At 68.1% G+C, this 22550-nt stretch carries 22 protein-coding genes; 6 read left to right on the forward strand and 16 right to left on the reverse strand.

Features of this window, described 5'->3' with window-relative positions; translation table 11 throughout:
• Positions 1-63: 63 nt before the first annotated feature.
• Together GH266_RS04320 and GH266_RS04325 are read left to right on the forward strand one after the other, a co-directional pair.
• Entirely contained in the window at positions 64-294 is a 231-nt protein-coding gene (locus GH266_RS04320) for a hypothetical protein (RefSeq protein WP_158192807.1), read from the forward strand.
• Between the two features lie 244 nt (positions 295-538).
• Complete coding sequence (locus tag GH266_RS04325) at positions 539-2170, forward strand: serine hydrolase (RefSeq protein ID WP_158192808.1); 1632 nt, start codon at positions 539-541, stop codon at positions 2168-2170.
• Here GH266_RS04325 and GH266_RS04330 read toward each other — a convergent pair.
• Positions 2167-3501: an SDR family oxidoreductase gene (locus tag GH266_RS04330; RefSeq protein WP_158192809.1), complete on the reverse strand. Its 1335-nt coding sequence runs from the start codon at positions 3499-3501 to the stop codon at positions 2167-2169. The two genes, GH266_RS04325 and GH266_RS04330, sit on opposite strands and share 4 nt — an antisense overlap.
• 3 nt (positions 3502-3504) lie before the next feature.
• Positions 3505-4011 (reverse strand): DUF2269 family protein, encoded by a 507-nt coding sequence (locus tag GH266_RS04335; protein WP_209001540.1) that lies wholly within the window; start codon positions 4009-4011, stop codon positions 3505-3507.
• 112 nt (positions 4012-4123) lie between these two features.
• On the opposite strand from GH266_RS04335, the gene GH266_RS04340 reads away from it, so the two are divergent.
• Positions 4124-5338 carry an MFS transporter gene (locus tag GH266_RS04340; protein ID WP_158192811.1) on the forward strand — a complete coding sequence of 405 codons (1215 nt, stop codon included), beginning with the start codon at positions 4124-4126 and terminating at the stop codon, positions 5336-5338.
• 148 nt (positions 5339-5486) lie between these two features.
• Here the strand turns inward: GH266_RS04340 and GH266_RS04345 are convergent, their stop codons facing one another.
• The 10 genes from GH266_RS04345 to GH266_RS04390 form a co-directional block, all read right to left on the reverse strand.
• On the reverse strand, positions 5487-5897 hold the full coding sequence (locus GH266_RS04345) for a Fic family protein (RefSeq protein WP_158192812.1): 411 nt from the start codon (positions 5895-5897) through the stop codon (positions 5487-5489).
• Entirely contained in the window at positions 5894-6085 is a 192-nt protein-coding gene (locus GH266_RS04350) for a hypothetical protein (RefSeq protein ID WP_158192813.1), read from the reverse strand. The genes GH266_RS04345 and GH266_RS04350 overlap by 4 nt, the downstream gene beginning before the upstream one ends.
• 106 nt (positions 6086-6191) lie before the next feature.
• Positions 6192-7106, reverse strand: a complete 915-nt coding sequence (locus tag GH266_RS04355; protein WP_158192814.1) for a LysR family transcriptional regulator — start codon at positions 7104-7106, stop codon at positions 6192-6194.
• Positions 7107-7311: 205 nt separating this feature from the next.
• A complete protein-coding gene (locus GH266_RS04360; RefSeq protein WP_158192815.1) occupies positions 7312-8124 on the reverse strand; it encodes a class II aldolase/adducin family protein in 813 nt (270 codons plus the stop codon).
• A 130-nt stretch (positions 8125-8254) separates the two neighbouring features.
• Complete coding sequence (locus GH266_RS04365) at positions 8255-9577, reverse strand: TRAP transporter large permease (RefSeq protein ID WP_158192816.1); 1323 nt, start codon at positions 9575-9577, stop codon at positions 8255-8257.
• Entirely contained in the window at positions 9574-10128 is a 555-nt protein-coding gene (locus GH266_RS04370) for a TRAP transporter small permease subunit (protein WP_158192817.1), read from the reverse strand. Before GH266_RS04370 ends, GH266_RS04365 begins: the two co-directional genes overlap by 4 nt.
• A gap of 110 nt (positions 10129-10238) precedes the next feature.
• Positions 10239-11297, reverse strand: coding sequence for a C4-dicarboxylate TRAP transporter substrate-binding protein (locus GH266_RS04375; protein WP_158192818.1), 1059 nt, complete (start codon positions 11295-11297; stop codon positions 10239-10241).
• Between the two features lie 59 nt (positions 11298-11356).
• Positions 11357-13732: a xanthine dehydrogenase family protein molybdopterin-binding subunit gene (locus GH266_RS04380; protein ID WP_158192819.1), complete on the reverse strand. Its 2376-nt coding sequence runs from the start codon at positions 13730-13732 to the stop codon at positions 11357-11359.
• Positions 13729-14244, reverse strand: a complete 516-nt coding sequence (locus tag GH266_RS04385; RefSeq protein WP_158192820.1) for a (2Fe-2S)-binding protein — start codon at positions 14242-14244, stop codon at positions 13729-13731. The genes GH266_RS04380 and GH266_RS04385 overlap by 4 nt, the downstream gene beginning before the upstream one ends.
• Positions 14245-14253: 9 nt before the next feature.
• A complete protein-coding gene (locus GH266_RS04390; protein WP_158192821.1) occupies positions 14254-15081 on the reverse strand; it encodes an FAD binding domain-containing protein in 828 nt (275 codons plus the stop codon).
• Between the two features lie 220 nt (positions 15082-15301).
• Here GH266_RS04390 and GH266_RS04395 point away from each other — a divergent pair, with 220 nt between their 5' ends.
• Entirely contained in the window at positions 15302-16006 is a 705-nt protein-coding gene (locus GH266_RS04395) for a TetR/AcrR family transcriptional regulator (RefSeq protein ID WP_158192822.1), read from the forward strand.
• Here the strand turns inward: GH266_RS04395 and GH266_RS04400 are convergent.
• From GH266_RS04400 to GH266_RS04410, 3 genes are all read right to left on the reverse strand, one after another.
• Positions 15976-16380, reverse strand: a complete 405-nt coding sequence (locus GH266_RS04400; RefSeq protein ID WP_158192823.1) for a hypothetical protein — start codon at positions 16378-16380, stop codon at positions 15976-15978. The genes GH266_RS04395 and GH266_RS04400 overlap by 31 nt on opposite strands.
• A 72-nt stretch (positions 16381-16452) precedes the next feature.
• A complete protein-coding gene (locus tag GH266_RS04405; protein ID WP_158192824.1) occupies positions 16453-18312 on the reverse strand; it encodes a sodium:solute symporter family protein in 1860 nt (619 codons plus the stop codon).
• A gap of 10 nt (positions 18313-18322) precedes the next feature.
• Positions 18323-18589 (reverse strand): DUF4212 domain-containing protein, encoded by a 267-nt coding sequence (locus GH266_RS04410; RefSeq protein ID WP_244953772.1) that lies wholly within the window; start codon positions 18587-18589, stop codon positions 18323-18325.
• 249 nt (positions 18590-18838) lie between these two features.
• Here GH266_RS04410 and GH266_RS04415 point away from each other — a divergent pair, with 249 nt between their 5' ends.
• Together GH266_RS04415 and GH266_RS04420 are read left to right on the forward strand one after the other, a co-directional pair.
• Complete coding sequence (locus GH266_RS04415) at positions 18839-19465, forward strand: esterase (RefSeq protein ID WP_158192825.1); 627 nt, start codon at positions 18839-18841, stop codon at positions 19463-19465.
• Positions 19462-21636, forward strand: coding sequence for a DUF294 nucleotidyltransferase-like domain-containing protein (locus GH266_RS04420; RefSeq protein ID WP_158192826.1), 2175 nt, complete (start codon positions 19462-19464; stop codon positions 21634-21636). The genes GH266_RS04415 and GH266_RS04420 overlap by 4 nt, the downstream gene beginning before the upstream one ends.
• Before the next feature lie 183 nt (positions 21637-21819).
• Here the strand turns inward: GH266_RS04420 and GH266_RS04425 are convergent, their stop codons facing one another.
• Positions 21820-22374, reverse strand: coding sequence for a tautomerase family protein (locus GH266_RS04425; protein WP_158192827.1), 555 nt, complete (start codon positions 22372-22374; stop codon positions 21820-21822).
• Between the last annotated feature and the right edge of the window lie 176 nt (positions 22375-22550).

Here is a 22550-nt window from a genome sequence, read left to right on the forward strand (position 1 = left end):
GAGACTTGCAATCGGCGTCCGACCTCGAAACGATGGGCGGATCGGAATCCGGGGAGACGGCCCTTGCTGCGCGCAATGCTATCGCTGGTGTTTCTCGCCGTCTCCGGCGTTTCCGCGCAGCTCTACTATTCGAACCACTTCAAATGGCGCGACTGCTTCAACGAACTGGGCCGATGCCACGACCCGGAAACCGGCGTCGTCTATCTGGAGCAGGGCGGACCCGTCTGGCTTGCTCTCGCGATTTCCGCATTCGCGATGGCGGCCTACCAGGCCTGGCGCTGGACAAGGCGGTAGCGCTCTCCCCGCCCGCAACGCGGCAATAAGGGGTGGCAATGCCGACCGCATGGCTTCAAAAATAGATTTTGCCAACAGACCGGAAGGGTTCAGCCGGAAACCGGAGGAGGAATTGGGCCGGCGCTGCACCCCGACCAAAGGACCTGCGACCCGGTTCGCAGCAGCGCCCCGGCAACGCACCTTTGCACGACGATGTCGTTTCATTCGCCGCACGATAAAGGACAGAATGTTGAACTTTCCCCCCATGTCTTGCTTCATCCCGCTTTGCCGCATCCCGCTCTCCCGCACCGCTGTTGCCCGTGCCGCACTTGTCGTGTGTCTCGGCGCCGGCTCGGTCGTCCATGCCGAAACGGCCCTTCCCGCCCTCGGCCTGCCGAACCCGATGCCGGCCCCGGATCGGATGGTGTGGCTCCCGGTGACGCAGGAGAGGATCGAAACGGCGGTGGCCGCTCTCGACGCGCTCGGTGCCTCGATGCTGGAGCGCTCCGACATTCCCGGCCTTGCCATCGCCGTGGTGCACAAGGGCGAGACGATCTATGCGCGCGGCTTCGGCAAGCGCGCGGCAAACGGCGATGCTGACGTGGATGCGGACACGGTCTTCCTGCTGGCCTCCCTGTCGAAACCCGTCGGGGCGACCGTGGTCGCCGGGCAGGTCGGGACCGGGCGCATCGCCTGGGACACCCCGCTGCGCGCGCATCTGCCGCGCTTCGACATGGGCGATCCCTGGGTGAGCGCGCAGGTCACCATCGGCGATCTCTATGCCCACCGCTCGGGCCTGCCGGACCATGCGGGCGACGATCTGGAGGATCTCGGCTACGACCGCAAGACGGTGCTGGAGCGGCTGGCCCTGCTGCCGAAGCACCCGTTCCGCGCGCACTACGCCTATACCAATTTCGGGCTGACCGCCGCGGCCGAGGCGGTGGCCGCCGCTTCCGGCACCGACTGGGCGAGCCTGTCGGAGGAAACGCTCTACGCGCCACTCGGCATGACCTCGACCAGCTCCCGCCACGCCGACTACCTGGCGCGCGACAACCGCGCCTCCAGCCACATGATCGACGGCGACGGCTACGCCCTCACCGACCTGCGGCAGCCGGACGCACAGAGCCCGGCCGGCGGCGTCAGCTCGAGCGTCAACGACATGGCGCGCTGGATGGCGATGGTGCTGGCCGGCGGCGAGGCGAACGGCAGGCAGGTGGTGAACGCCAAGGCGCTGCTGGCGGCGACCTCGCCGCAGGTGATCAGCGGCGCCCCCGGAACGGTGGACGCGCGGGCCGGCACCTACGGGTTCGGCTTCGGCGTGGGAGTTCGCCCCTCGGGCCGGGTGACGATCAGCCATTCGGGCGCCTTCGCGCTGGGGGCCTCGACCAATTTCGTCCTGGTCCCGGATCTCGAGCTCGGCATCGTCGTGCTGACCAACGCCGCGCCGAGCGGCGTCCCGGAAGCGGTCACCGCCTCATTCCTCGACCGTGTGGAACTGGGGATCGAGACGCGCGACTGGCTCGCCGGCTACGGCCCGCGGCTGAAGGCGCTGAGCCGCCCGTTCGGCAGTCTCGTCGGCGTGCAGAAGCCTGCCGATCCGGCCCCCGCGCAGCAGGCCGAGGCCTATGTCGGGCGCTACGACAACGCCTATTTCGGCCCGGCGACGGTGGAGGAGGCCGATGGCGGCCTGGTGCTGCGCCTCGGGTCCGGACAGGCGCCGCTGGCGATGCAGCACTGGGACGGCGACAGCTTCATCGTGCAGCCGATGAGCGAGAACCAGCCGCAAGGGTCGGTCTCGCGCGTCGACTTCTCGCGCACGGCCCCGGCCAGCGCCGCCTCGGTGACCATCGAGCATCTCGACGAGAACGGACTGGGGACCTTCGAGCGGCCGCGCTAGCGGTCGTCGAGGATCGCAAGCGCGACGAGCATCAGCACGATGGCGGGGCCGGTCTTCACCAGCGCGCCGAGCGGCTCGATCCACATCTCCGGCGTGAGAACGGCCGCGCCCGCCATGTAGAAGAGCGACAGGGCGATGCCGGCGAGAAGCCCTGCCCGGCAGCTGCGCCGGACCGCGATGGCCGCGCCGATGCTCATATCGGCAAGGCTGGTGACCACGGTGATCAGTTTCGCCAGCAGCGGCGGGAAGGCATGCGCCGTCAGGATCGCCACCGCCGCCTCGAAGGCCACCGTGAGCGCAATCAGCCCCGAGACGAACCAGAAGACGACGAGAATGCCGAGGATCGCCGGCTTCAGCATGTAAAGGCGGGCGAACCAGAGCTCCTGCACGCCGGCGGGACAACGGGCGAGCGCCGCCTCCAGCGACCGGGGCTCGAGGCTTGTCGCCGCCGACCAGGGGGCGGGATCGCCGGCAACGCCGCGCCGCAGCTCGGCAAGCGCCGTACTGCGCACGGGCGGTGCCCAGCCAAGGCGCGCGGCAAGATCCCCCGCCCGTGCTCCCAGCGACAGGAGCGCGCCCGGCAGCTGCCAGCGCGGTACCGGGCCGCCGATGCGGGCGCGGAACGCCTCCACCACCTCGCCAACGGTGTGCGGGCGGCGCTCCATCACGTCCCAGGTCTCGCGCCAGTCGCGCCGCCCCTGCCCCCAGGCCTCCGCCAGAACGGCGATGCTGCGGGAAATGTCGGCGACGTCGGTCGCGGCAAAGGGGCGCGAGGCTTCCTCCTGCGGCAGGCGGACCGGCAAAGCGGCAAGGCCGCGGATCAGCGCGCTGCCGCCATAGGCCACCGGCGCGACGACGAAGCCGGGCCGCAGGATCGCGAAGGGAACGGTGCTGTCGGAAATCAGCCGCTCGGCCTCGCGCTTGGTGGCGGAAAAGGCAGTGCGGTCGCCCTCGGGCGCGCCGGGGATCGACAGCTGCACCAGGAGCTGCGGCCGCGCGCCCTCTTGCCCCATCGCGGCGAGCAGACGCGAGACGAAGCCGCCATGCGCGTCCGCCGCTGTGCCCTTGCCCGGCATGTCCTGCAAGACGCCGATGCAGTTGACGAGGATATCGACATTGCGCCCGGCCAGCAGGGTGGCCAGGCCGCGCGCGTCCAGATCGACCAGCGGCGCCTCGACGGCAGCATCCCCGAGCGCGGCCTTCTGTGCGCGGGTGAAGCGGCGGGCGAGCGCGGCGACGGGAAAGCCCCGGTCCATGAGATCCAGCGCGACGGCGTGGCCGATCAGGCCGGAGGCGCCGAGAACGGCGATGGTGGGAGCGTCGGCGGCCATCGGTCAGATCTCCGGTTTTGCGATCATCAGCCAGAGGATCGCCGCGACCGAACCGAAGCCGGGAAAGCCGAAGACGAACCAGATGCGGAACAAGCGGTGATAGGCGGCGGGAAGCGGCGCCCCCTCTGCGGCGGCACCGCGCGCAAGGTCGCGCATGCGCGCCTGGATCCACACCACCGGCAGCCAGAAGACGCCGGCGACGAGGTAGAGCCCCAGCGACAGGGCGATCCAGCCGTCGGCAAAGGTGTATCCGCTCTCGCGCATCAGCAGATAGCCGGTGACCGGCTGCACCGCGACGGCGGTGGCGGTGAACAGCTTGTCGGCCAGCACGACCACCGCCGAGGTCTCGGCGATAAAGGCAGCGCTGCGGGAGCGATGCGCCATCAGCATGAAGAAGGCGATGCCGGTGCCCGTGCCGAGAATGACGATGGCGCCGAGAACGTGGAGATACTTGAGCAGCAGATAGGTCACGGCAGGCGGCCCCAGGAGAGCGGGCTTTCCTCTTCGCATCCGCAGCAGGCGGGATCAACCCGGCAAGCGGACGACCCGCCACTCGCAAATCGGGTCGAGCCGGCCGGACGGCCTTCGTTAAATGCGCGCATCACCGCCAGCGGAGCCTGCCATGCGCGCCCTCGACAGACTTGTCGCCTCTTCCTACGGACTGAACATCGCCGACCAGATCGCGCTGGTGGCCGTGCCCATCGTCGCCGCAACCGCCTTCGGTGCCGGGGCCAGCACCATCGGCCTGCTGGTCGCGTGCCAATCGATGGCGCATCTGGTGGGCAGCCTGCCCTTCGGCGTGCTGGTCGACCGCATCCAGCCGCGCAGCGCGGTGCTCGCCTCGGCGGTGCTGTCGCTTGCCGGCTTTGCGGCGGCGGCACTCGCCATCGCGGCCGGGGCGATCCTGCCCTTTGCCGGGGCGATCGCGCTCGCCGGCCTCGGCATCGTGCTCTACGGGCTGGCGAGCCTGTCGATCCTGCCGCGGATCGTGACGCAGGCCGAGCTCGCCGGTGCCAACGCGGCGATCTCCCTGCCCCGCTCGGTCGCCTCGCTGGCCGTGCCGCTCGCCCTCGGGCTGATGCTGGGCGTGACGGGCGCCGCCGCCGTGTTCTGGGCCGCGGCCGCCTGTGCACTGTCGGCGCTGGTGCTGACCGTGCGCCTGCCGATCTTTGCCTTGCGGCCCGCGCAGCGCGAGGCGCTGATCCAGCAGCTGGCGAAGGGCGCCGGCTTCGTGCTGCGCCACCCGATGCTGCTGCCGATCACCCTTTGCGCCGTGTTCTGGAACTTCGCCTTCTCCATGCTGGTGGTGCTGGCCGTGCCGGTGATCACCCAAGCCCATGGCGGAGAGGCGACGCTCTTTGCCAGTGCGATGGCCGCCTTCGGCCTCGCCTCGGTCGCCGGCACCTTCGTGGCGGGACGGGTCGCAGGCAGCCTCGCCCCGCGCATCGTGCTGATGTTCGGCCCCGGCAGCTCGGCGCTCGCCGCCTTGATGCTGCTGATGCTGCCGGAAAGCAATCCCGGCCCGCTGCTGATGGCGGCGTTCTTCGTGCTCGGCTTCGGCCCGTCGATGTGGCTGGTGACGCAGAACACGGTGCGCCAGCTGGTGACGCCGGCGCAGATGCTGGGACGGGTCAACGCGGTGATCCAGACGGCGATCTACGGCACGCGGCCGCTCGGCGCGCTGGCGGGCGGGGCCATCGGCACGGCGGCCGGCCCGCAAGCCGGGCTGATCGTGGTGGCGGTCCTGTTCGCCCTGTCCTTTGCCGTGGTGCTGGCGAGCCGGCTGACGACGGTCGCCGACTACGGCGCGCTGGCGATTGCGGAGGAGAGTGCGTGAGGAGAGCACTCCCTTGGTAACGGAGAGGCCGCGGGTTCAGCCCCGGCCGCGACAGGGCGGCACGCCCTGCACGCCGTCCGTCGCCAGAAAGCGGCAAGGCGCCCCTGTAGCGTGCGCGGAAGATGCGGCAAACCGGTGGGAGTCAGTGTTAGTCCCAGTCGATCAGTTCCGCATGCTGCTCGAACAGCCCAGCGAGTTGATCGACAGTGATCAGGTTCGCCATCAGGTCCTTGATCGGCTGGGCGAAGAACCGCGGTCCGGGCTCGCTAAGGTCGACGCCGTTGTGCTGCAGAAACAGGGACGCAGCCAGAAAGCAGACGCGCTTGTTGCCGTCGCCGAAGGCATGTGCCTTGCCGATGCCGAACGCATGCTCCGCCGCCAGAACCATCAGGTCGTTCTGGCCTTCGAAGGCCCACTTGTTGCGGGCGCGATAAAGGCCGGCTTCCAGATCGCCGATCTTGTGGGGATAGAGCTCGATGAAATGGCCGGGAAATTCCGCCTCGATTGCCCGGACGATGACGTCGATGTCCTGAAGCGTGAGCCAAGTCGGCTCGATCATTCGCCGAGCGCCTTGAGGGTCTCGGCGAAACGCTTCACGTCCCGGCGGACGATCTCCTCGCTGGATCGGCGCGGCGCACCGTCCTTGCGGGCCCGCAGGACATCCTCCGCGCTGAACTTCGGCGCAGGACGGCCCTCGCCGTCGCGGGCCTCGCCCGGACGCTCATCCACCTTGGGATCGTCGGCCATCGTCGCACCTCGTTGCCTGGCGGATGCCGGATCCGCGGGGATCATCTTACGCCCGCGCCGGGAATAACTGCAAGAACGCGGCACTCTTGCGGGATATGGGACGGGATCAGGGCGCCGACCAGGGCGGGACGCGGAAGGTCTCGACCAGGTAGTCGATGAAGAGGCGCGTGCGCGGCAACAGCTGGCGCTCGGGCAGGTAGACCGCGTGGAAGGCGGTGTCGTCGCGCACCTGGTACTCGCTCAGCAAGGGCACCAGGTCGCCGCGCGCGATGGCCGGATTGGCCAGATGCTCGGCCATGCGCATGACGCCGTGGCCGGCAAGGCAGATCTGCGCCAGGGAAAAGCCGTTGGCGCTGCGGAAGTCGCCCTCGACCGCCACGGTCTCGACGACGCCGTCCACCAGGAACGGCCAGCGGTTGAGATGGCCGCGCCGCCCCTCCCACATCAGGCAGTTGGCGCGGGCAAGATCGCGCGGATGCGCGATGGGCCCGTGCGCGACAAGATAGGCGGGCGCGGCGACGACGACCCGCTGCAGGTCGCAGAGCTTGCGGCTCATCAGCGAGGAATCCTCCAGCCGCCCCATGCGCACGGCGACGTCGATGTTTTCCTCGATGAGATTGGCGAAGCGGTCGGTCAGCGACAGGGCGAGGGTCAGGCCCGGATGCCGCTTCAGGAAGTCGGGAATGCGCGGCACGATCTGGTCGGTGCCGAAGGCGATGGGCGCGCTGACGCGCAGCTCGCCGGCCGCCGCCCGCGTGGCCGAGGACACCTCCCCTTCCGCCGCCTCCACCGTGTCGATGGCGCGCACGCAGGCCTCAAAATAGGTCTGCCCCTCGTCGGTGAGCCGATGGCCGCGGGTCGAGCGGTGCAGCAGCTTGACGCCGAGCCGCTTTTCCAGCCCCGAAACGCTCTGGCTGACGAAGGGCTGGCTGACGCGCAGCATGTCGGCGGCATGGCGGAAGCCGCCTGCCTCGACGACCGCGCGGAACACCCGCATTTCCAGCAGACGATTGTCCTTCATGCCCCGTCCGTGTCTCCCTCGCCCCCCTCACCGCCCCTCTCGGGCAGCGGGCCAGACTAGCAAGGCGGGCGGGCGGCGTCAGCCGGGGGACGAAAAAAGAGACGGCCGGGCGCACGGGACGCACCGGCCGTGAAGTAGGGCAAAACAGGGCAGACACTCGTCAGTCGAACAGGCGTCAGTCGGCCACGTGTCAGTCGAACATGTCTCAGTCGAACATGTCCGGGCAATCCTGGACCAGCTGGTCCCAGATGGTCTGGAAATGCAGCCAGCCGATATATTCGCTGCCGACATGCTCGCGGCTGTAGCGGGCGCGGTCCTCGCGGATGTAGATCGGCGGGATGCCGGCCGCGGCAATCGCCAGCTGCTGCTGGCAGCAGCGCTCCAGCGCGATGAACCAGAAGGCCGCCGCCTCGATGCTGTGGCGGCTCGCCGTCAGCAGGCCGTGGTTCTGGTGGATCGCCGCCTTGACGCCCTTGAAGGCGGTCGCGACGTTGGACCCGGCATGGTTCTCGACCGCGACCGCACCGGCCTCGTCGCCGATGATGACATGGTCCTCGAAGAAGGCGCAGGCATCCTGGGTGATCGGCTCGATGGGCCGGCCGAGCGCGGCATAGGCGGTGCCGTAGACCGTGTGCGCATGGCACATGGCGATGATGTCGGGATGCGCCTCGTGCACATTGGCATGCAGGACGAAGCCGGCCCGGTTCACCGCATGGGTGCCCTCGATGACGTTGCCCTCATGGTCGACGAGGATCAGGTTCGACATCTTCACCTTGTCGAAATGGATCGCCATCGGGTTGGTCCAGTAGAGCTCCGGACGCTCCGGATCGCGCACGGTCAGATGGCCGGCGAAACCGTAGTCGAAGCCCTGCCGGGCGAAGGCGCGGCAGGCGCCGACGAGGCGCTCCTTGCGGTGGCGGCGCTCGTCCTCGACGCTCTCGAACGAGGGCTCGTACGGGAAGATCAGGCCTTCCTGCTCCGGCTGGTAGATCGAAACCCGTCCCTTGAGATCCAGCATGTCGTTCCCTCCTGAAGGCCGGCGCAATCCCGGCTCGCATCTCTCCCCATCTGGCTCGCATGCCCGCCGGAACGGGTCAATTCCGCCCCGGTGATAACTGTTATCGCCCGATTTCGCCCTCGGGGCCGCCCTATGTCAGGGCAAGCGTCAGGAAGGGAAACAGCGCGATCAGCGCGAGCGAGCCGAGCATGACAGCCATGAAGGGCACGGTGCCGAGGAAGATCTGCTCCACGCCGACGCTCGGGTCGGCCAGCGTGTTGTGCACCGTGAAGACGGAGATGCCGAAGGGCGGCGTCAAGAGGCCGATCTCCACCGCGATGACGGTGACGATGCCGAAATGGATGAGGTCGAAGCCCATCGACTGGGCGATGGGCGCGGCGATGGGCACCATGATCAGCAGGATCGAGCTGCTGTCGAGGATCATGCCGAGCAGCAGCAGCAGCACGACATAGAGCATGAGGAAGCCGTAAGGGCCGAAGCCGCTCATCCGCACCACGTCGCCGATGGCGTTGGGAATGCCGGCGACCGACAGCATGCGGCTGTAGAAGCCGGCCGCGATCAGCAGGATCAGGATGCCGACGGAGACCGTGCCGGTCTGCTTCAGGACCTCCCAGATGCGGTGGCGGTCGAGCTTGCGGCGGGCAAGCGCGATGACCAGCGCGCCGAAGGCGCCGACGCCGCCGGCCTCCGTCGGGGTGAAGAAGCCGCTGTAGAGGCCGCCGAGCACCAGGACGACGAGCAGCAGGATCGGCAGCAGCTTGACCGCGATCTCGCCCCCGCCCATCTCGCGCTCGCGGGTGGCCATGCGCGCGGCGGCGGACGGATCGGTGAAGACGAAGCCGGGACGGAAGCGGGCGAGCAGCATGATCACCGCGACGAAGCCCAACGCGAGCATCAGGCCGGGAATGACGCCGGCAACGAACATGCGCCCGATGGAGACCTCGGCGAGTACGCCGTAGATGATCAACAGCAGGCTCGGCGGGATCAGCATGCCGAGGACGGAACTGCCGGCGACGGTGCCGGCGGAAAAGCCCGCGCGGTAGCCGTGGCGGCGCATCTCCGGCACCGCGACGCGGGTGAAGACGGCGGCCGAGGCGATGGAGACGCCGGTGACGGCGGCAAAGACCGTGTTGGCGGCGACGGTGGCGACGCCGAGCCCGCCGGCGATCCGCCGCAGCAGGCTTTCGGCGACCTCGAACGTGTCGCGCCCGACATTGGAGACGCTGACGAGGAGCCCCATCAGCACGAAGAGCGGGATGGTGGCGAAGAGATAGTCGGCGATGCCGTTATAGGCGGTGATCGACAGGAGCCGCATGGCGAGCTCGAAATTGTCGCGGATGATCCACACGCCGGCAAAGGCGACGGCGAACAGCGCCACCGCGATCTGCATGCCCAGCAGCACCAGGAAGATGAGCGCGGCGATCAGCAGGACGCCGATGGTCAGGGCGGTCATGGACGGGCCTTCCGATAGGCAGAAAGATGCGAGACGGCGACCGCGAGATAGGCGGCGACGGCAAAGCCCGAGCCGATGACGATGATGGCGCGGAACGGCAGGGTGGGAATGGTGAAGACGCCCTGGACGCCGAAATACTCGCTGCCGCGCCAGGCGCCGACCGTATCCGGCCAGGCGGAATAGAGGATCGCCAGGAAGACGGCGGCGCCGACCAGCGAGAACAGCGCGTCGACCAGCGCCATCAGGCGAGGCGTCGCGCGCTCCAGCCCGCGCACGAAGAAGTCGGCCCGGGTCATCCGGCCGCTGAGAATGGCGGAGGAGACCTGCAGGAAGACGATGGCGACGACCGAGCGGGCGCAGACCTCGGCGACGCCGGTGATCGGGGCATTGAGCAGGTTGCGGCCGACCACGTCGGCGACGATGGCCAGCATCATCGCGAAGATCCAGATCGTGCCGATGGCGGCCAGCGCATTGGCGGCAAGCCCCAGCAGGCCGCCGCTCGCCGGTGGCGCACTCGCCTCGCCGGCCTCCAGGTCGATTTCCTCAGCCATCGTCTCCCCCGCTGGCTTTTCGCGTGATGCGCCGCTTGCCTCCCCCTGGCCGGCAAGCAAGTCCCGCCCGGCAAGCGGCCGGGCGGGACGGTCATTGCAGCGTCAGGATATTACAGACCTTCGTCCCATGCGCGCAGCGGCTCGATACCGCGCTCGCGCAGGGCCGCGAAATAGGCCTTGAGCACGGTCTTGGCCGGCTCGCCGCCGGTCGCCAGCCAGGGCTCGACGATGTTCGGCAGGTTGTTCACCCACTTGCGCTTCTCCTCCTCGGGAAGCTCGCGGATCTCCAGGCCCGCCGCCTGCATCTCGGTGATGGCGGTGGTCGCCTTCTCCGTGACATAGGCGCCGTGACGCTTGGAGGTCTCCTTGCCGGCGGCGCGGAACGCGGCCTGCACATCCTCCGGCAGACCGTCGAAGAAGGTCTTGTTGACGGCGATGCCGCCGAAATACATCGAGCCGATGCCGACGCGGGTGAGCTTCGGCGCGACCTCGTAGACGCGGGTCGGCAGAATGCCCGAGGCGAAGGACAGCGTACCCTCGGTCACGCCGGTCTGGATATTGGTGTAGTAGGTGGTCAGCGCGCCGTCGACGGGCGTCGCGCCGGTGTCGCGCAGCCAGTTGGCCGAGGTGCCCGGCGCGTTCAGCTTGCGGTTCTGCAGATCGGCGAGGCTGTTCACCTCGAACGTGGCATAGATGTCGTAGCTGTCGGTGATCAGCGACGACAGGTGCACCATGTTCTGCTCGGCCCAGCTGTCGCGCAGCTCCGGGAGTTCGTCGGTGAGCTTGTCGAAGATCTCGATCAAGAGCTCATGGTCGCCGGTGGCGAAGGGCGTGAAGTAGGTGACGTTCTGGAGCGGCATGGTGGCGCCCTCCCAGACCGTGCCGACCATGCCGACATCGACGATGCCGTCGCGCACCGCCTCGCGGGTGTCGGTGAACTTGTAGAGCGTGCCGCCGTAGGACTCGACCCAGTTGACCTTGTACTCGCCCTTTTCGGCGAGCAGGCGGTCGACCTCCGGCTGGAAGCCGTTCTTCATCGCCCAGGCCCAGATATTGGCCTCCGGATGGCTGGAGCCGATGTTGACGGTGATGGTCTGCTGGGCGCTGGCCGGAACGGCGAAGACCGTCCCCGCAAGCGCGGCTGCCACGATGAGATGCTGGAACTTCATGGTCTTCCTCCCCAGTTCGGCCCCGCCAGCGGACGGGGCCCGGCACCCTTGAGGGCGCGTTACACGACCCCGAGCGCAGCCAGGATCCTGGCCGGCGTGAAGGGCATTTCGGTCACCCGCCCTCCCAGCGGGCGCAAGGCGTCGTTGATGGCGTTCATCACGGCCGCCGGCGCGCCGGCGGTGCCGGCCTCGCCCGCGCCCTTGGCGCCGAGCACGGACTCCTTCGTCGGCGTCTCCACATGGCCGATCACCATGTCCGGCATCTCCGCCGCCATCGGCACGAGATAGTCAGCCATGTTGGCATTGAGCAGCTGGCCGTCCTCGTCGTAGTGGCACTCCTCGTAGAGCGCCCCGCCGATGCCCTGGACGATGCCGCCGCGGATCTGCTCGTCGACCAGCTGCGGGTTGATCACCCGGCCGCAATCCTCCACGCACCAGTGCTTCAGCAGCTTGACGAAGCCCGTTTCCGTGTCGACCTCGAGATAGCTCGCCTGGACGCCGTTGGTGAAGGCGAAGGGATAGTCCGAGGTGATGAAATGGCGGGTCTGCACCAGCTCGCGCGGCAGGCCCTTGGGCAGCGTGTCGCCGCGGAAATAGACGATGCGGCCGAGTTCCTCCAGCGGCATGCGCGCCTCGCCCGTGGCCTTGTCGGCGACCGCACCGTCGACGATGTCGAGCCCGTCGGCCGAGGCCTGCAGCATGGAGGCGGCGACGGTGAGGATGCTCTCCTTCAGCGCAAGGCCGGCCTGGAGCGCCGCCTCGCCGCCGATGCCGGCGCCGCGCGAGGCCCAGGTGCCGCCGCCATAGGGCGTCGTCTGGGTGTCGCCGGTGATCACCTTGACCCGCCCGACCGGCACGCCGACCGCCTCGGCGACGACCTGCGCCAGCATCGCCTCGGTGCCCTGGCCCTGCTCGGTAACACCCGACATGGCGACGACGCTGCCGTCCGGGTCCATGCGCACGGTGCAGCCGTCCTGCGCCGAGATGCGCGCACCGCCGATGCCATACATGAACGGGCTCGGGTTGGTCAGCTCGATGAAGCTGGCGATGCCGATGCCGCGATAAATGCCCTTCTCGCGCAGGGCCGCCTGCTCGGCCCGAAGGCCCTCATAGTCCATCAGCTCCAGCAGCTTGGCGAGCGAGGCGTGATGCGACAGGCCCTCGAAGCGCATGTTGGCCGGCGAGGTGTAGGGATAGGCATCGTCCGCAATCAGGTTGCGGCGGCGGATCTCGACCGGATCCATGCCCAGCGCCTCGGCCGCGAAGTCGACGAGGCCTTCGGTGATCGCCGCGGCGATGGGATGGCCGACGGCGCGATACTGGCAGGTCGGCGTCTTGTTCTGCAGCACCACGGTGGTGCGGGCCCGGTAGGCGGCGAAGTCGTAGGGGCCGCCGCACAGGTTGACCACCTGGTTGCCCTCGATGGCCGAGGTGCGCGGATAGACCGAGTACGGGCCGATGCCGGTCCAGTCGTCGACGTCGATGGCAAGGATCCGGCCCTCGCCGTCGACGGCGATGCGCGCGTCGATCTCGTGGTCGCGGGCGTGAATGTCGGTGGCGAAGCTCTCGATCCGGTCGGCGATGAACTTGACCGGCCGGCCCATCGCCTTGGCGATCGCCGCCGTTGCCATCTCGTCCGGATAGACGTGGACCTTGATGCCGTAGGAGCCGCCAACATCGCCGCAGATCACCCGGACCTTGCCTTCCGGCAGGTCGAGATGGCGGGCGATGATGCTCTGCATCATGTGCGGCGCCTGGGTGGAGTGATGGACGGTCATCTGGCCTTCGGCCGGATTGTAGTCCGCAAGGATCGAGCGCGGCTCGAGGCACACGCCGGTGTGACGGCCGGTCTTGAAGCTGGCCTCGACCACCGTGTGCGCCTCGGCGAAGACCGTGTCGACCTCGCCCTGCTCGTGCAGGCGGCGGAAGGTGAGGTTGTCGCCGAGATCAGGATGGATGAGCGGCGTTTCCGCGTCGAGCGCGGTGCGGATGTCGGTGACGACGGGCAGCGGATCGTACTCCACCTCCACCAGCGCCGCCCCGTCCTCGGCCGCCGCGCGGCTGTCCGCGACGACGGCGACGACCGCCTCGCCGGTCCAGGTGACCCGGTCGACGGCCAGCGCGTGCTGGGGCGCCGACTTCAGCCCCTTGAGATGGGCGAGCACCGCCACCCAGGGCGTGCAATGCTCGGCAAGCTCGGTGCCGGTGAAGATGCGGCGCACGCCGCGCACGGCGCGAGCCTCCTGCGTGTCCACCGACAGGATGCGCGCATGAGCGTGCGGGCTGCGCACAAAGGCGACATGCAGCATGCGCGGCAGCACGATGTCGTCGACATAACGGCCGCGCCCTTCCACCAGGCGGCGGGCATTGGGCCGGGGAACCGTACGGCCGATATAGCTGTTGGGCCGGTCGGGATTGCCGAAATTGATGGTCATGCCGAGACCTCCTCGCCCCGCGCGCGGGCCCCCGCGACGGTCTCGATGGCATCGACCACCGCTTCGTAGCCGGTGCAGCGGCAGTAATTGCCGGAAATGTGCTCGCGGATCGCCTCGCGGCTCGGCTGCCCGTCCTGCGCAAGGATGTCGGCGGCGGCGAACAGCATGCCCGGCGTGCAGAAGCCGCATTGCAGGGCATTGCGCTCCACGAAGGCGGCCTGCAGGTCGGCAAGCGCGCCGGTCTCGGTCAGGCCCTCGACGGTCCAGACCTCGGCGCCGTCGAGCTGGGCGGCCAGCATCAGGCAGCCGCGCACGATCTCGCCGTCGACCTGCAGCGTGCAGGCGCCGCACACCCCGTGCTCGCAGCCCGCATGGGCGCCGGTGAGGCCGAGATCGAGGCGGAGGAAGTCGACGAGATGGCGGGAAACATCGACACGGGCATCGACCGGCTCGCCGTTGACGGTGAGCGAGATGTCGACGCGGGTGGGAAAGCTCTGCGCGGTATCGGACATGTCGGACCTTCAGGAACGTGTCGCGGCAAGGGCGCGGCGCAGCAGCACCCGCGCCAGATGAAGACGGACGGCAGCCGGAGCATGGACGTCGTCGAGCGGCTGCAGGTCGCCCTCAAGCAGCTCGGCCGCATCGTCCGGCGAGGCGCCGCGGTCGATGGCGGCCATCGCGCCGGTGGCGAGGATCGGCGTCGGCCCGACGCCGAAGAAGGCCGCGCGGACACCGGACGGACGGTCGACCAGCACGATGCCGGCCAGCGCGTAGTCGCCGGAGCGGCGCGCCAGCTCCATGGTGGTCTGGCGCTCGCCGGCCACCGCCACCGGCACCTCGACGGCGACGATCATCTCGTCCTCGGCAAGGTCCGTGGTGAACAGGTCGATGAAGAAGTCGCCGGCCCGCACGCGGCGCTCGCCGGCCGGCCCGCGCAGCACGATCACAGCATCCAGCGCCAGCATGCAGGCGGGCAGCTCGGCAGCCGGGTCCGCATAGGCGAGCGAGCCGCCGATGGTGCCGCGGTTGCGGATCGCCGCATGGGCAATGAGCGGCGCTGCCTGCGCAATCGCCGGCACATGGCGGGCGACGAGATCGGAGGCGGCAAGCTCCCGGTGGCGGGTCAGCGCGCCGATGCGCAGTTGCTCGCCGACGAGCTCGATGCCCGACAGCTCGGCAACGCCGTTGATGTCGATGAGGGCGGTTTCGCCGGCCAGTCGCAGGTTGAGCGATGCAATGAGGCTCTGCCCGCCGGCAAGGATGCGCGCCTCGCCCCGCGACTGCTCCAGCAGGGAAATGGCGTGCGCAAGATCGTTCGCCCGGATGTATCCGGCCGCTGCGGCTTTCATCTCGATGTCCTCCCCCGTGCCGCCGGATGGCCCGACCTCTCCCCCCGGAAAGGTTCGCCCCAGAAGGGTTGCCCCAAAAGGCTTGCTGGGCCGGCGGCACGCTCTTATTGATCAAATGATCTATTGCGCCCGGAGAAAAAGCAAGAGAAAACTTGACGGAGCGGTTTCAGCCCTGAACAAGAGGGCTTTCCAGAAATTCTGCCCCGATGAGCGCAGCGCGATGACCAAGGCTTCCCCTTCCGCAGGCGACCGCAAGCGCCTGTCCCCCGAAGAGCGACGGGCGATGATCGTGGCCGGCGCGACGGCCTATTTCTCGGAAGTCGGGCTGGAGGGGAACACGCGCGAGCTGTCGAAGCGGCTCGGCGTCACGCAGTCGCTGATCTTCAATTATTTCAGCACCAAGACCGACCTGCTGGAGGCGGTCTACCGGGCGGTCTATCTCGACCGCATCTCGCCGGACTGGCCCGCGCTGATCGCCGACCGCAGCCGCTCGATCCACGACCGGGCGCTGACCTTCTACCGCGAATACACGCAGGCGATCTTCAGCTACGAGTGGATGCGCATCTTCATGTTCTCCGGCCTTGCCGGCGCGGAGCTGAACCGGCGCTACCTGGAACATGTCAGCGGGCTGTTGCTGCGCCCCCTGATGGAGGAGTTCCGCCGCGCCGCGCCGGGTCCGCGCAAGCCGGAGATGGAGGACATCTGGAACCTGCACGGCGGCATCATCTATATCGGCATCCGCCGCTACGTCTATCAGGTGCCCTGCCCCGACGACCAGGATCCGGCGATCCGCGCCGCGATCGGCCGCTTCGTCGACGCCTTCGACATTCCGTGCGAGCAGGCCTGCGAGACAGCGGCCACCCAGACCGTGCCCGGCCTGCCGGACGGCAAGGCTCAGGCGAACGCCGACATCACCACCAGGTAGATGACGATGAACAGCGGCGGCACACCGAGGAAGGCGTCGCCGAACAGGAACAGCTTCAGCAGGAAGAACAGGAAGGCCGAGTAGAGGCACACGGCGAAGGGCAGCAGGAAGCCCGGCGTCAGCGGCGCGGTCAGCGCCAGCAGCGGGTCGGTCAGCTTGCGCAGCACCACGAAGAAGGTGAGATCGCGGTCCGAGCCGACGAAGAACTCCAGCACCCCGCGCGAGAACAGGAAGGCGGCAAGCCCGGTCAGCGCGTAGGTGCCGCCCAGGAAGATCGCCACATTGGCGGGAGCGCCGGCGATCAGGAAGGTGCCGAGGGCGAGCAGGTAGGTGGCGATGAGCAGAAGAATGCCACCGAGCGCGGAAGCTGGCATGAATGTCCGTCCCTTCGAGGATAAAAAAGCGCAGGGCCCGTGGGCCCTGCGCCTTGTTTTATAGCCGCTTTGTCAGTGGCCTTGAACCATCATCGTACCGCCCTTGGGCAATCGCAGACGGTCCACGAAGTCCTGCATCTCCTCGCTCGGTTCCGGCGTGATCAGCGACACCACATAGGTGACGAGGAACGCGACCGGGACACCGAAGACGCCGGCGGAGATCGACGCCACGCCGAACCACGAGATCTCGTCGCCCGTGCCCTTGACGAAGTCGAAGCCGTAGACGTTGCCGATCAGGTAGTACATCGTGGTCAGGAAGCCCGCGGCCATGCCGAGGACGCCGCCCATCGTCGTCGTCCGCTTCCACCACACGCCCATGACGAGCGGGGCGAAGAGGCCGGCAGCGGCAATCGAGAACGCCCACGCCACCATCGACAGGATGTCGGACGGCTTGGTGCGCGCCAGGAACGCCGCCGCGAGCGCGACCACCACAAGCAGGATCTTGGCGACCAGCAGGCGGCGCTTGGCGTCGGCCTTCGGGTCGATCATCTTGTAGTAGACGTCGTGCGACAGGGCATTGGCGATGGCCAGAAGCAGGCCGTCCGCGGTCGAGAGCGCAGCGGCGAAACCACCGGCACCGACGAGACCGACGACCCAGATCGGCATGCCGGCGATCGACGGGGTCGACAGCACGATCATGTCGTTGTTGAGCTTCAGTTCCGAGTAGGGGAAGCCGGTGGCGAAGCCCTTGGCCTCGCAGGCCGCCTGGATCGCCGCGACGGTTTCCGCCTTGACGCCGCAGATCGTCACGAGCTGGTGGCCCGCGATCGATCCCCACTGGATCATCCACTGCGGGATGGCAGTGAAGGCCAGCTGGTAGTTCGCCTCCGCACCGGCACCCACGAAGAGACCCATCAGGTTGAACTTCGAGAAGGCCGCATAGGCGGGTGCCGTGAAGTACAGCAGGAAGATGAAGAGCAGCGACCAGCCCACCGACTTGCGTGCCTCACGAACCGTCGGGGTCGTGAAGAAGCGCATCAGGATGTGCGGCAGCGAGGCCGTACCCACCATCAGGCAGAAGATCAGGAAGAAGTAGTCCATCGCGCTGTAGGTCTGGAACGGCACCACATAGGGCTTGGCAACCTCCAGGAGCCGCTCGTACTCCGCGATCTGCGACAGCGCACCGCCATAGGTCAGCTGCGGCACCGGAATGCCGAACTGCACGGTGGACATCCACACCGCCGGCAGCAGATAGGCGACGATCAGCACGATGTACTGCGCCACCTGGGTCCAGGTCACCGCCTTCATGCCGCCCAGCATCGAGCACACGAGAATGCCCGCAAGACCGGCGAACACCGCATAGCGGAAGTCGATGCCGAGGAACTGCGAGGCGATGATGCCCGAGGCGTAGACCTGTGCGGTGATGTAGGTGAAGGAGCAGCAGAACAGCACGACGATGCCGACGAGGCGCGCCATGTTGCCGCCGTAGCGGGTGCCCAGGAAGTCCGGAACGGTATAGGCGCCGAACTTGCGCAGGTAGGGTGCAAGGAGCACGGCCACCAGCACATAGCCGCCGGTCCAGCCCAGCACGAAGGCAAGGCCGTCGTAACCCAGCACGAACAGCGTGCCGGCCATGCCGACGAAGGACGCGCCGGACATCCAGTCCGCGCCCGTCGCCATGCCGTTGTAGATGGCAGGCACCGAGCGTCCGGCGACGTAGTATTCCGCCACCTGCGCGGTTCGCGACATGATGCCGATGAACGCGTAGATGCCGATCGTCATCGCCATGTACGACCACAGGATGAAGCGGTCGGGCACGCCGATCATGGAGAAGACCGCCATCAGGACGACGAAGGCGGCAAAGCCACCGACATAGATCCCGTAGATCTTTCCAAGGTTTTCGGTGAAATCGCCTTTCATTGAGAATGCCATTGGGTCCCCCTCAGTCTTCGGCGACGCCGAATTCCTCGTCGATCGCATTCTGGCGCGAAGCGAACCAGAAGATCTGGATGACGAAGATGATGAGCGACCCCTGCGCGGCCATGTAGTAGCCGAGCGGGAAGCCAAGGATCACGACGTTGTTCAACGCCGTCACGAAGAAGTGGATGAAGAAGCCGAAGAACGCCCAGATGGCCAGCGAAACCCACATCAGGTTGCGCGTCTTGGCCCAGTGCGCCTCCGCCACTTCCGGTGGCAGTTTCTCGGTCAAAACAAATCCTCCCAGTGAGAGCACCGTCGACTGGTCGACCTCGACCAGCCCGGTCTTCCCCGCCCGCAATAATCACAAAGTCTAATAGGGTCCTCCCCGACCTTTTCGCACTAGCAGCATGCGATATATTGCAATGCAGGGGCACTTGCGCCGTCAGGTTATTCTCTCCAATGTAGAAAAGGAAAGTTATCCGAAAGACTAATCACCAAAGCCGGGGCAAACCGGCCGGCCACCAGGGAGAGGCACCAAGTGCTTGATTTGATTGGATCCATCCTGCCCCGACGGCAACGCTCCGACTGGGACTCGGCCGTCGAGGCGATCCGCGCCGGCGCCGCTTTTCTCGCGCAAGGGGCGAGTTACTCGTACCTGCGCGCCCGCTCGCTGCTGGCCGGGCCCCGCCTGTTCCAGGACGAGGGATTCGGAATGGCCCTCAAGATCTGCAAATGGGAGGGTTTCGCGGTTGCAGCGCAGGACCTGATCCTGATGATCGAGGCCGAGATCCGCCCGCATCTTCCCGCCGATCCGAAGCTGCGCGCCGCCGGCCTTGCCGAGCTCTACCGCGCCGTGCTGGCCGCAGAGGAGATGCCCGAGCACCGGACCGAGCGCGGCTGGGCCGACGCGATCGAGGAGTTCGACCGCCGGCTGGAAGTCTACATGGCCAAGCCGCCGCTGAAGCCCGACGCCATCTCCATCGCCACCGCGCTGCGCCTGCTCGACCACGCGCCCATCGACGATGCGGTGCGCGAGGCCGACAAGATGATGGTGGTCAACAACGTCGCCTTCCGCTTCATCGATTACCAGGCGACGCTGCGCAAGCGCATCGACCTCGTCGCCTTCGCCCGCCAGCTCTCCGACCGGATGGTGAGCGTGCCGTGAGCCCGGCGTCGCGTGGAGGCAACGGACACCGCGCCGGCGCGACGCCCCTGATCGCGCTCGACGTGGTCGTGCTCGACACCGAGACCACCGGGCTCGACATCCGCAAGGACCGCATCGTGCAGATCGGCGCGGTGCGCATGGAAGGGGTGGAGGTGCACCCCGAGCAGGACTTCCGCCAGCTCGTCGACCCTGGCATGCCGATCCCGGAAGTCGCCCGCCGCATCCATGGCCTTGGCGAGGACGACGTGAAGGGCCAGCCGGATTTCGCGCAGGTCGGCCCGCGGCTGCTGGAATTCATCGGCGACGCCGTCGTCGTCGGCCATTCGATCCATTTCGACCTCGCCGTGCTGCGGCACGAGGCCGACCGGCACGGCATCGCCTGGCGCGAGCCGCGCTCGCTCGACGTCGCGCTGCTGGTCGCCGGGCTCGACCGCGCGATGATCGACACCTCGCTCGACAGTCTGGCGCTCGGCTTCGGCATCCCCGTGGAAGGCCGCCACACCGCCTATGGCGACGCGGTGGCGACCGCGCGGGTCTATTCCGCGCTGATCCCGAAACTGCTCGCCAAGGACGTGCGTACCCTGGCCGAGGCGGAGAACCTGTCGCGCAAGCCCGCCGGCCTGATCGCCCGGCAGGAGGAGGCCGGCTGGTTCGAGCGCCCCTCCGAGCGGCCGGACTTTTCCCGCGCCGTGCTGCGCTCGGGCAGCCAGCGCGCCATCGACAGCTTCCTCTACCGCCACCGGCTCGGCGAGGTGATGAACAGCCCGCCGATCTGCATCTCGCCGGAGGCGAGCCTGCACGAGGCGGCGCAGCTGATGGCCGAGCGCGGCATCGGCTGCCTGATCGTCGACCCGCCCGGCGAGGACGGCGAGCCCGGCATCGTCACCGAGCGCGACGTGCTGCATGCGCTCGCCCGCGAAGGCTCCGGCGCCAGCATCGTGCCCGTCGGCAAGGTGATGAGCGCGCCGGTGATCAGCGCCCCCGACGACACGTTCCTCTACCGCGCGCTCGGCCTGATGGCCCGGCGCAACCTGCGCTATATCGGCGTCACCGACGACAGCGGCCGGCTGGCCGGCGTCTTCACCCTGCGCACGCTGCTGCGCAAGCGGGCGCTGGCAACGCTGACCGTCGGCGACGAGATCGCCACCGCCGCCCGTCCGCGCGATCTGGCAAGGGTGCAGGCTGCCCTGCCCTCGCTCGCCGCCGGCCTGCTCGCCGACGGCCAGGACGCACGGCAGGTCGCGGCGATCATCGCGGCGGAAGCGCGGGCGATGACGGCGCGCGCGGCGGAACTGGCCGAGGCGGAGCTGCTGGCCGCCGGCCACGGCCCGGCCCCGGCCGACTATGCGCTGCTGGTGCTGGGGTCCGGCGGGCGCGGCGAGAGCCTGCTCGCCCCCGACCAGGACAACGCGCTGGTGATCGCCGACGAGTATGCGGGCGATCTCGACGATCCGGACGACTGGTTCGTGCGCTTTGCCGCGCGCATCAACGAGATCCTCGACCGCGCCGGCATCCCCTATTGCAAGGGCGGGGTGATGGCGAAGAACCGGCCCTGGCGGCGGCGCCTCGGCGAATGGCTGGCGCAGGCGCGCGACTGGGCCGGCCACCCCTCGCCGCAGGCGCTGCTCAGCGTCGACATCTTCTACGATTTCACCCCTGCGCATGTGTCGGGCAGCGGCGGCAGCCGGCTGGCGGGACAGCTGCGGCGGGAGACCGGCGAGATCGCCCGCGGCTCGCTCTCCATGCTGCGGGCGCTCGGCAATGCGGCCGGCAGCCACGCCCCGCCGCTCGGCCTGTTCGGGCGGATCAAGAAGGACGACACGGGCCGCGTCGACCTCAAGGCCGGCGGGCTGCTGCCCATCGTCTCGGGCGCGCGCGCCATCGCCCTGCGCCACGGTGTCGCCTCGCTGTCGACGCCCCAGCGCCTGCGCCAGGCGGCGGAAAAGGCCGGCCGCTCGCAGGCCGATGCGGACCTTTTGGCCGACATTCACGGCTTCCTGATGCGGCTGATCCTGACCCAGCAGATCGCCGACCTGGAGACCGGCGTGCCGCCGACCAACCGGGTGCGGCTCGACGCGCTGAGCCACCGCGACCAGGACGAGCTGCGCGAGGCGCTCGGCCGCATCGACCTGATCACCCACATGCTGCAGGACCTGTTGCAGGGGCTGTGAGGCAGGGCGGCGCGCTCAGCCGAGCAAGCTCTCGGCTAGTGTGGTGAATTTGAAATACGCCTCACTTTGGCAGCACACCCAGAGCGTATTTCAAATTCGAAAACCACACTAGAAACATAAACTTGCTAGTCACCCTTTTGAATCTGAAGTTCGTTCAGAGCATGCCGTGAAATACGACGAACTTCAGATTCGGGTGACTAGATCATTCCACACCATCTGCCGCGTCAGCTTGCCCGCCTCGACCTCGAACCGGTCGATGAAGCGCACGCCGGAAAAGGCGGTGCCGTCCGGCCATTCGCCCGCAAGGGTGCCGAAGCAGAAGACCACGGCGCCCTCGATGCCCAGCGCCGTGTCGAAGCCCTCATAGGTCTTGCGCACGAAGCGGTAGCGCCCCTTCGCCCAGGCGGCGAGCTCCTCGGGCCGGGAAAAGCTGACCCCGCCGGGGAAGGTCATGACGAACCCTTCGGCCAGGAATTCGGAAGCGCGGGCAAGGTCGCGGGCCTCCATCGCCTCCAGGAAGCCGCGCACCAGCGCCTGCGGGTCGGGAGACGGGGCGCCGGGCACGCGGGACGTGCCGCCGCGCATGTAGTTGTCGGGGCGCACCTCCTCGATCGCGACGGTGATTCCCTCCAGCGGCGCGGCCATCGTGCCGCGCACGGCGGCCGTCAGCCGCTCGCCCAGAAGCCGCCGCGTCTCGGCCGGATAGCCCTCGATCAGGGTCACGCGCACCACCGGCATCCGCCTCTCCTCCCTATTCTCTGGCCCAGTCTCTGGGCAAGTCTCTGGCCAAGTCTTTGGCCTGCCGCCGCCCCTCGAAAACAAGGATATTTCGCGAGACTGCACCTAGTTGACATATTGATATAATGACATACCATTATCACACATCAACCGGAAAGAACGGCCGCGCAAGACGG

Source organism: Stappia indica (assembly GCF_009789575.1).
In the GTDB taxonomy this organism is placed as follows: domain Bacteria; phylum Pseudomonadota; class Alphaproteobacteria; order Rhizobiales; family Stappiaceae; genus Stappia; species Stappia indica_A.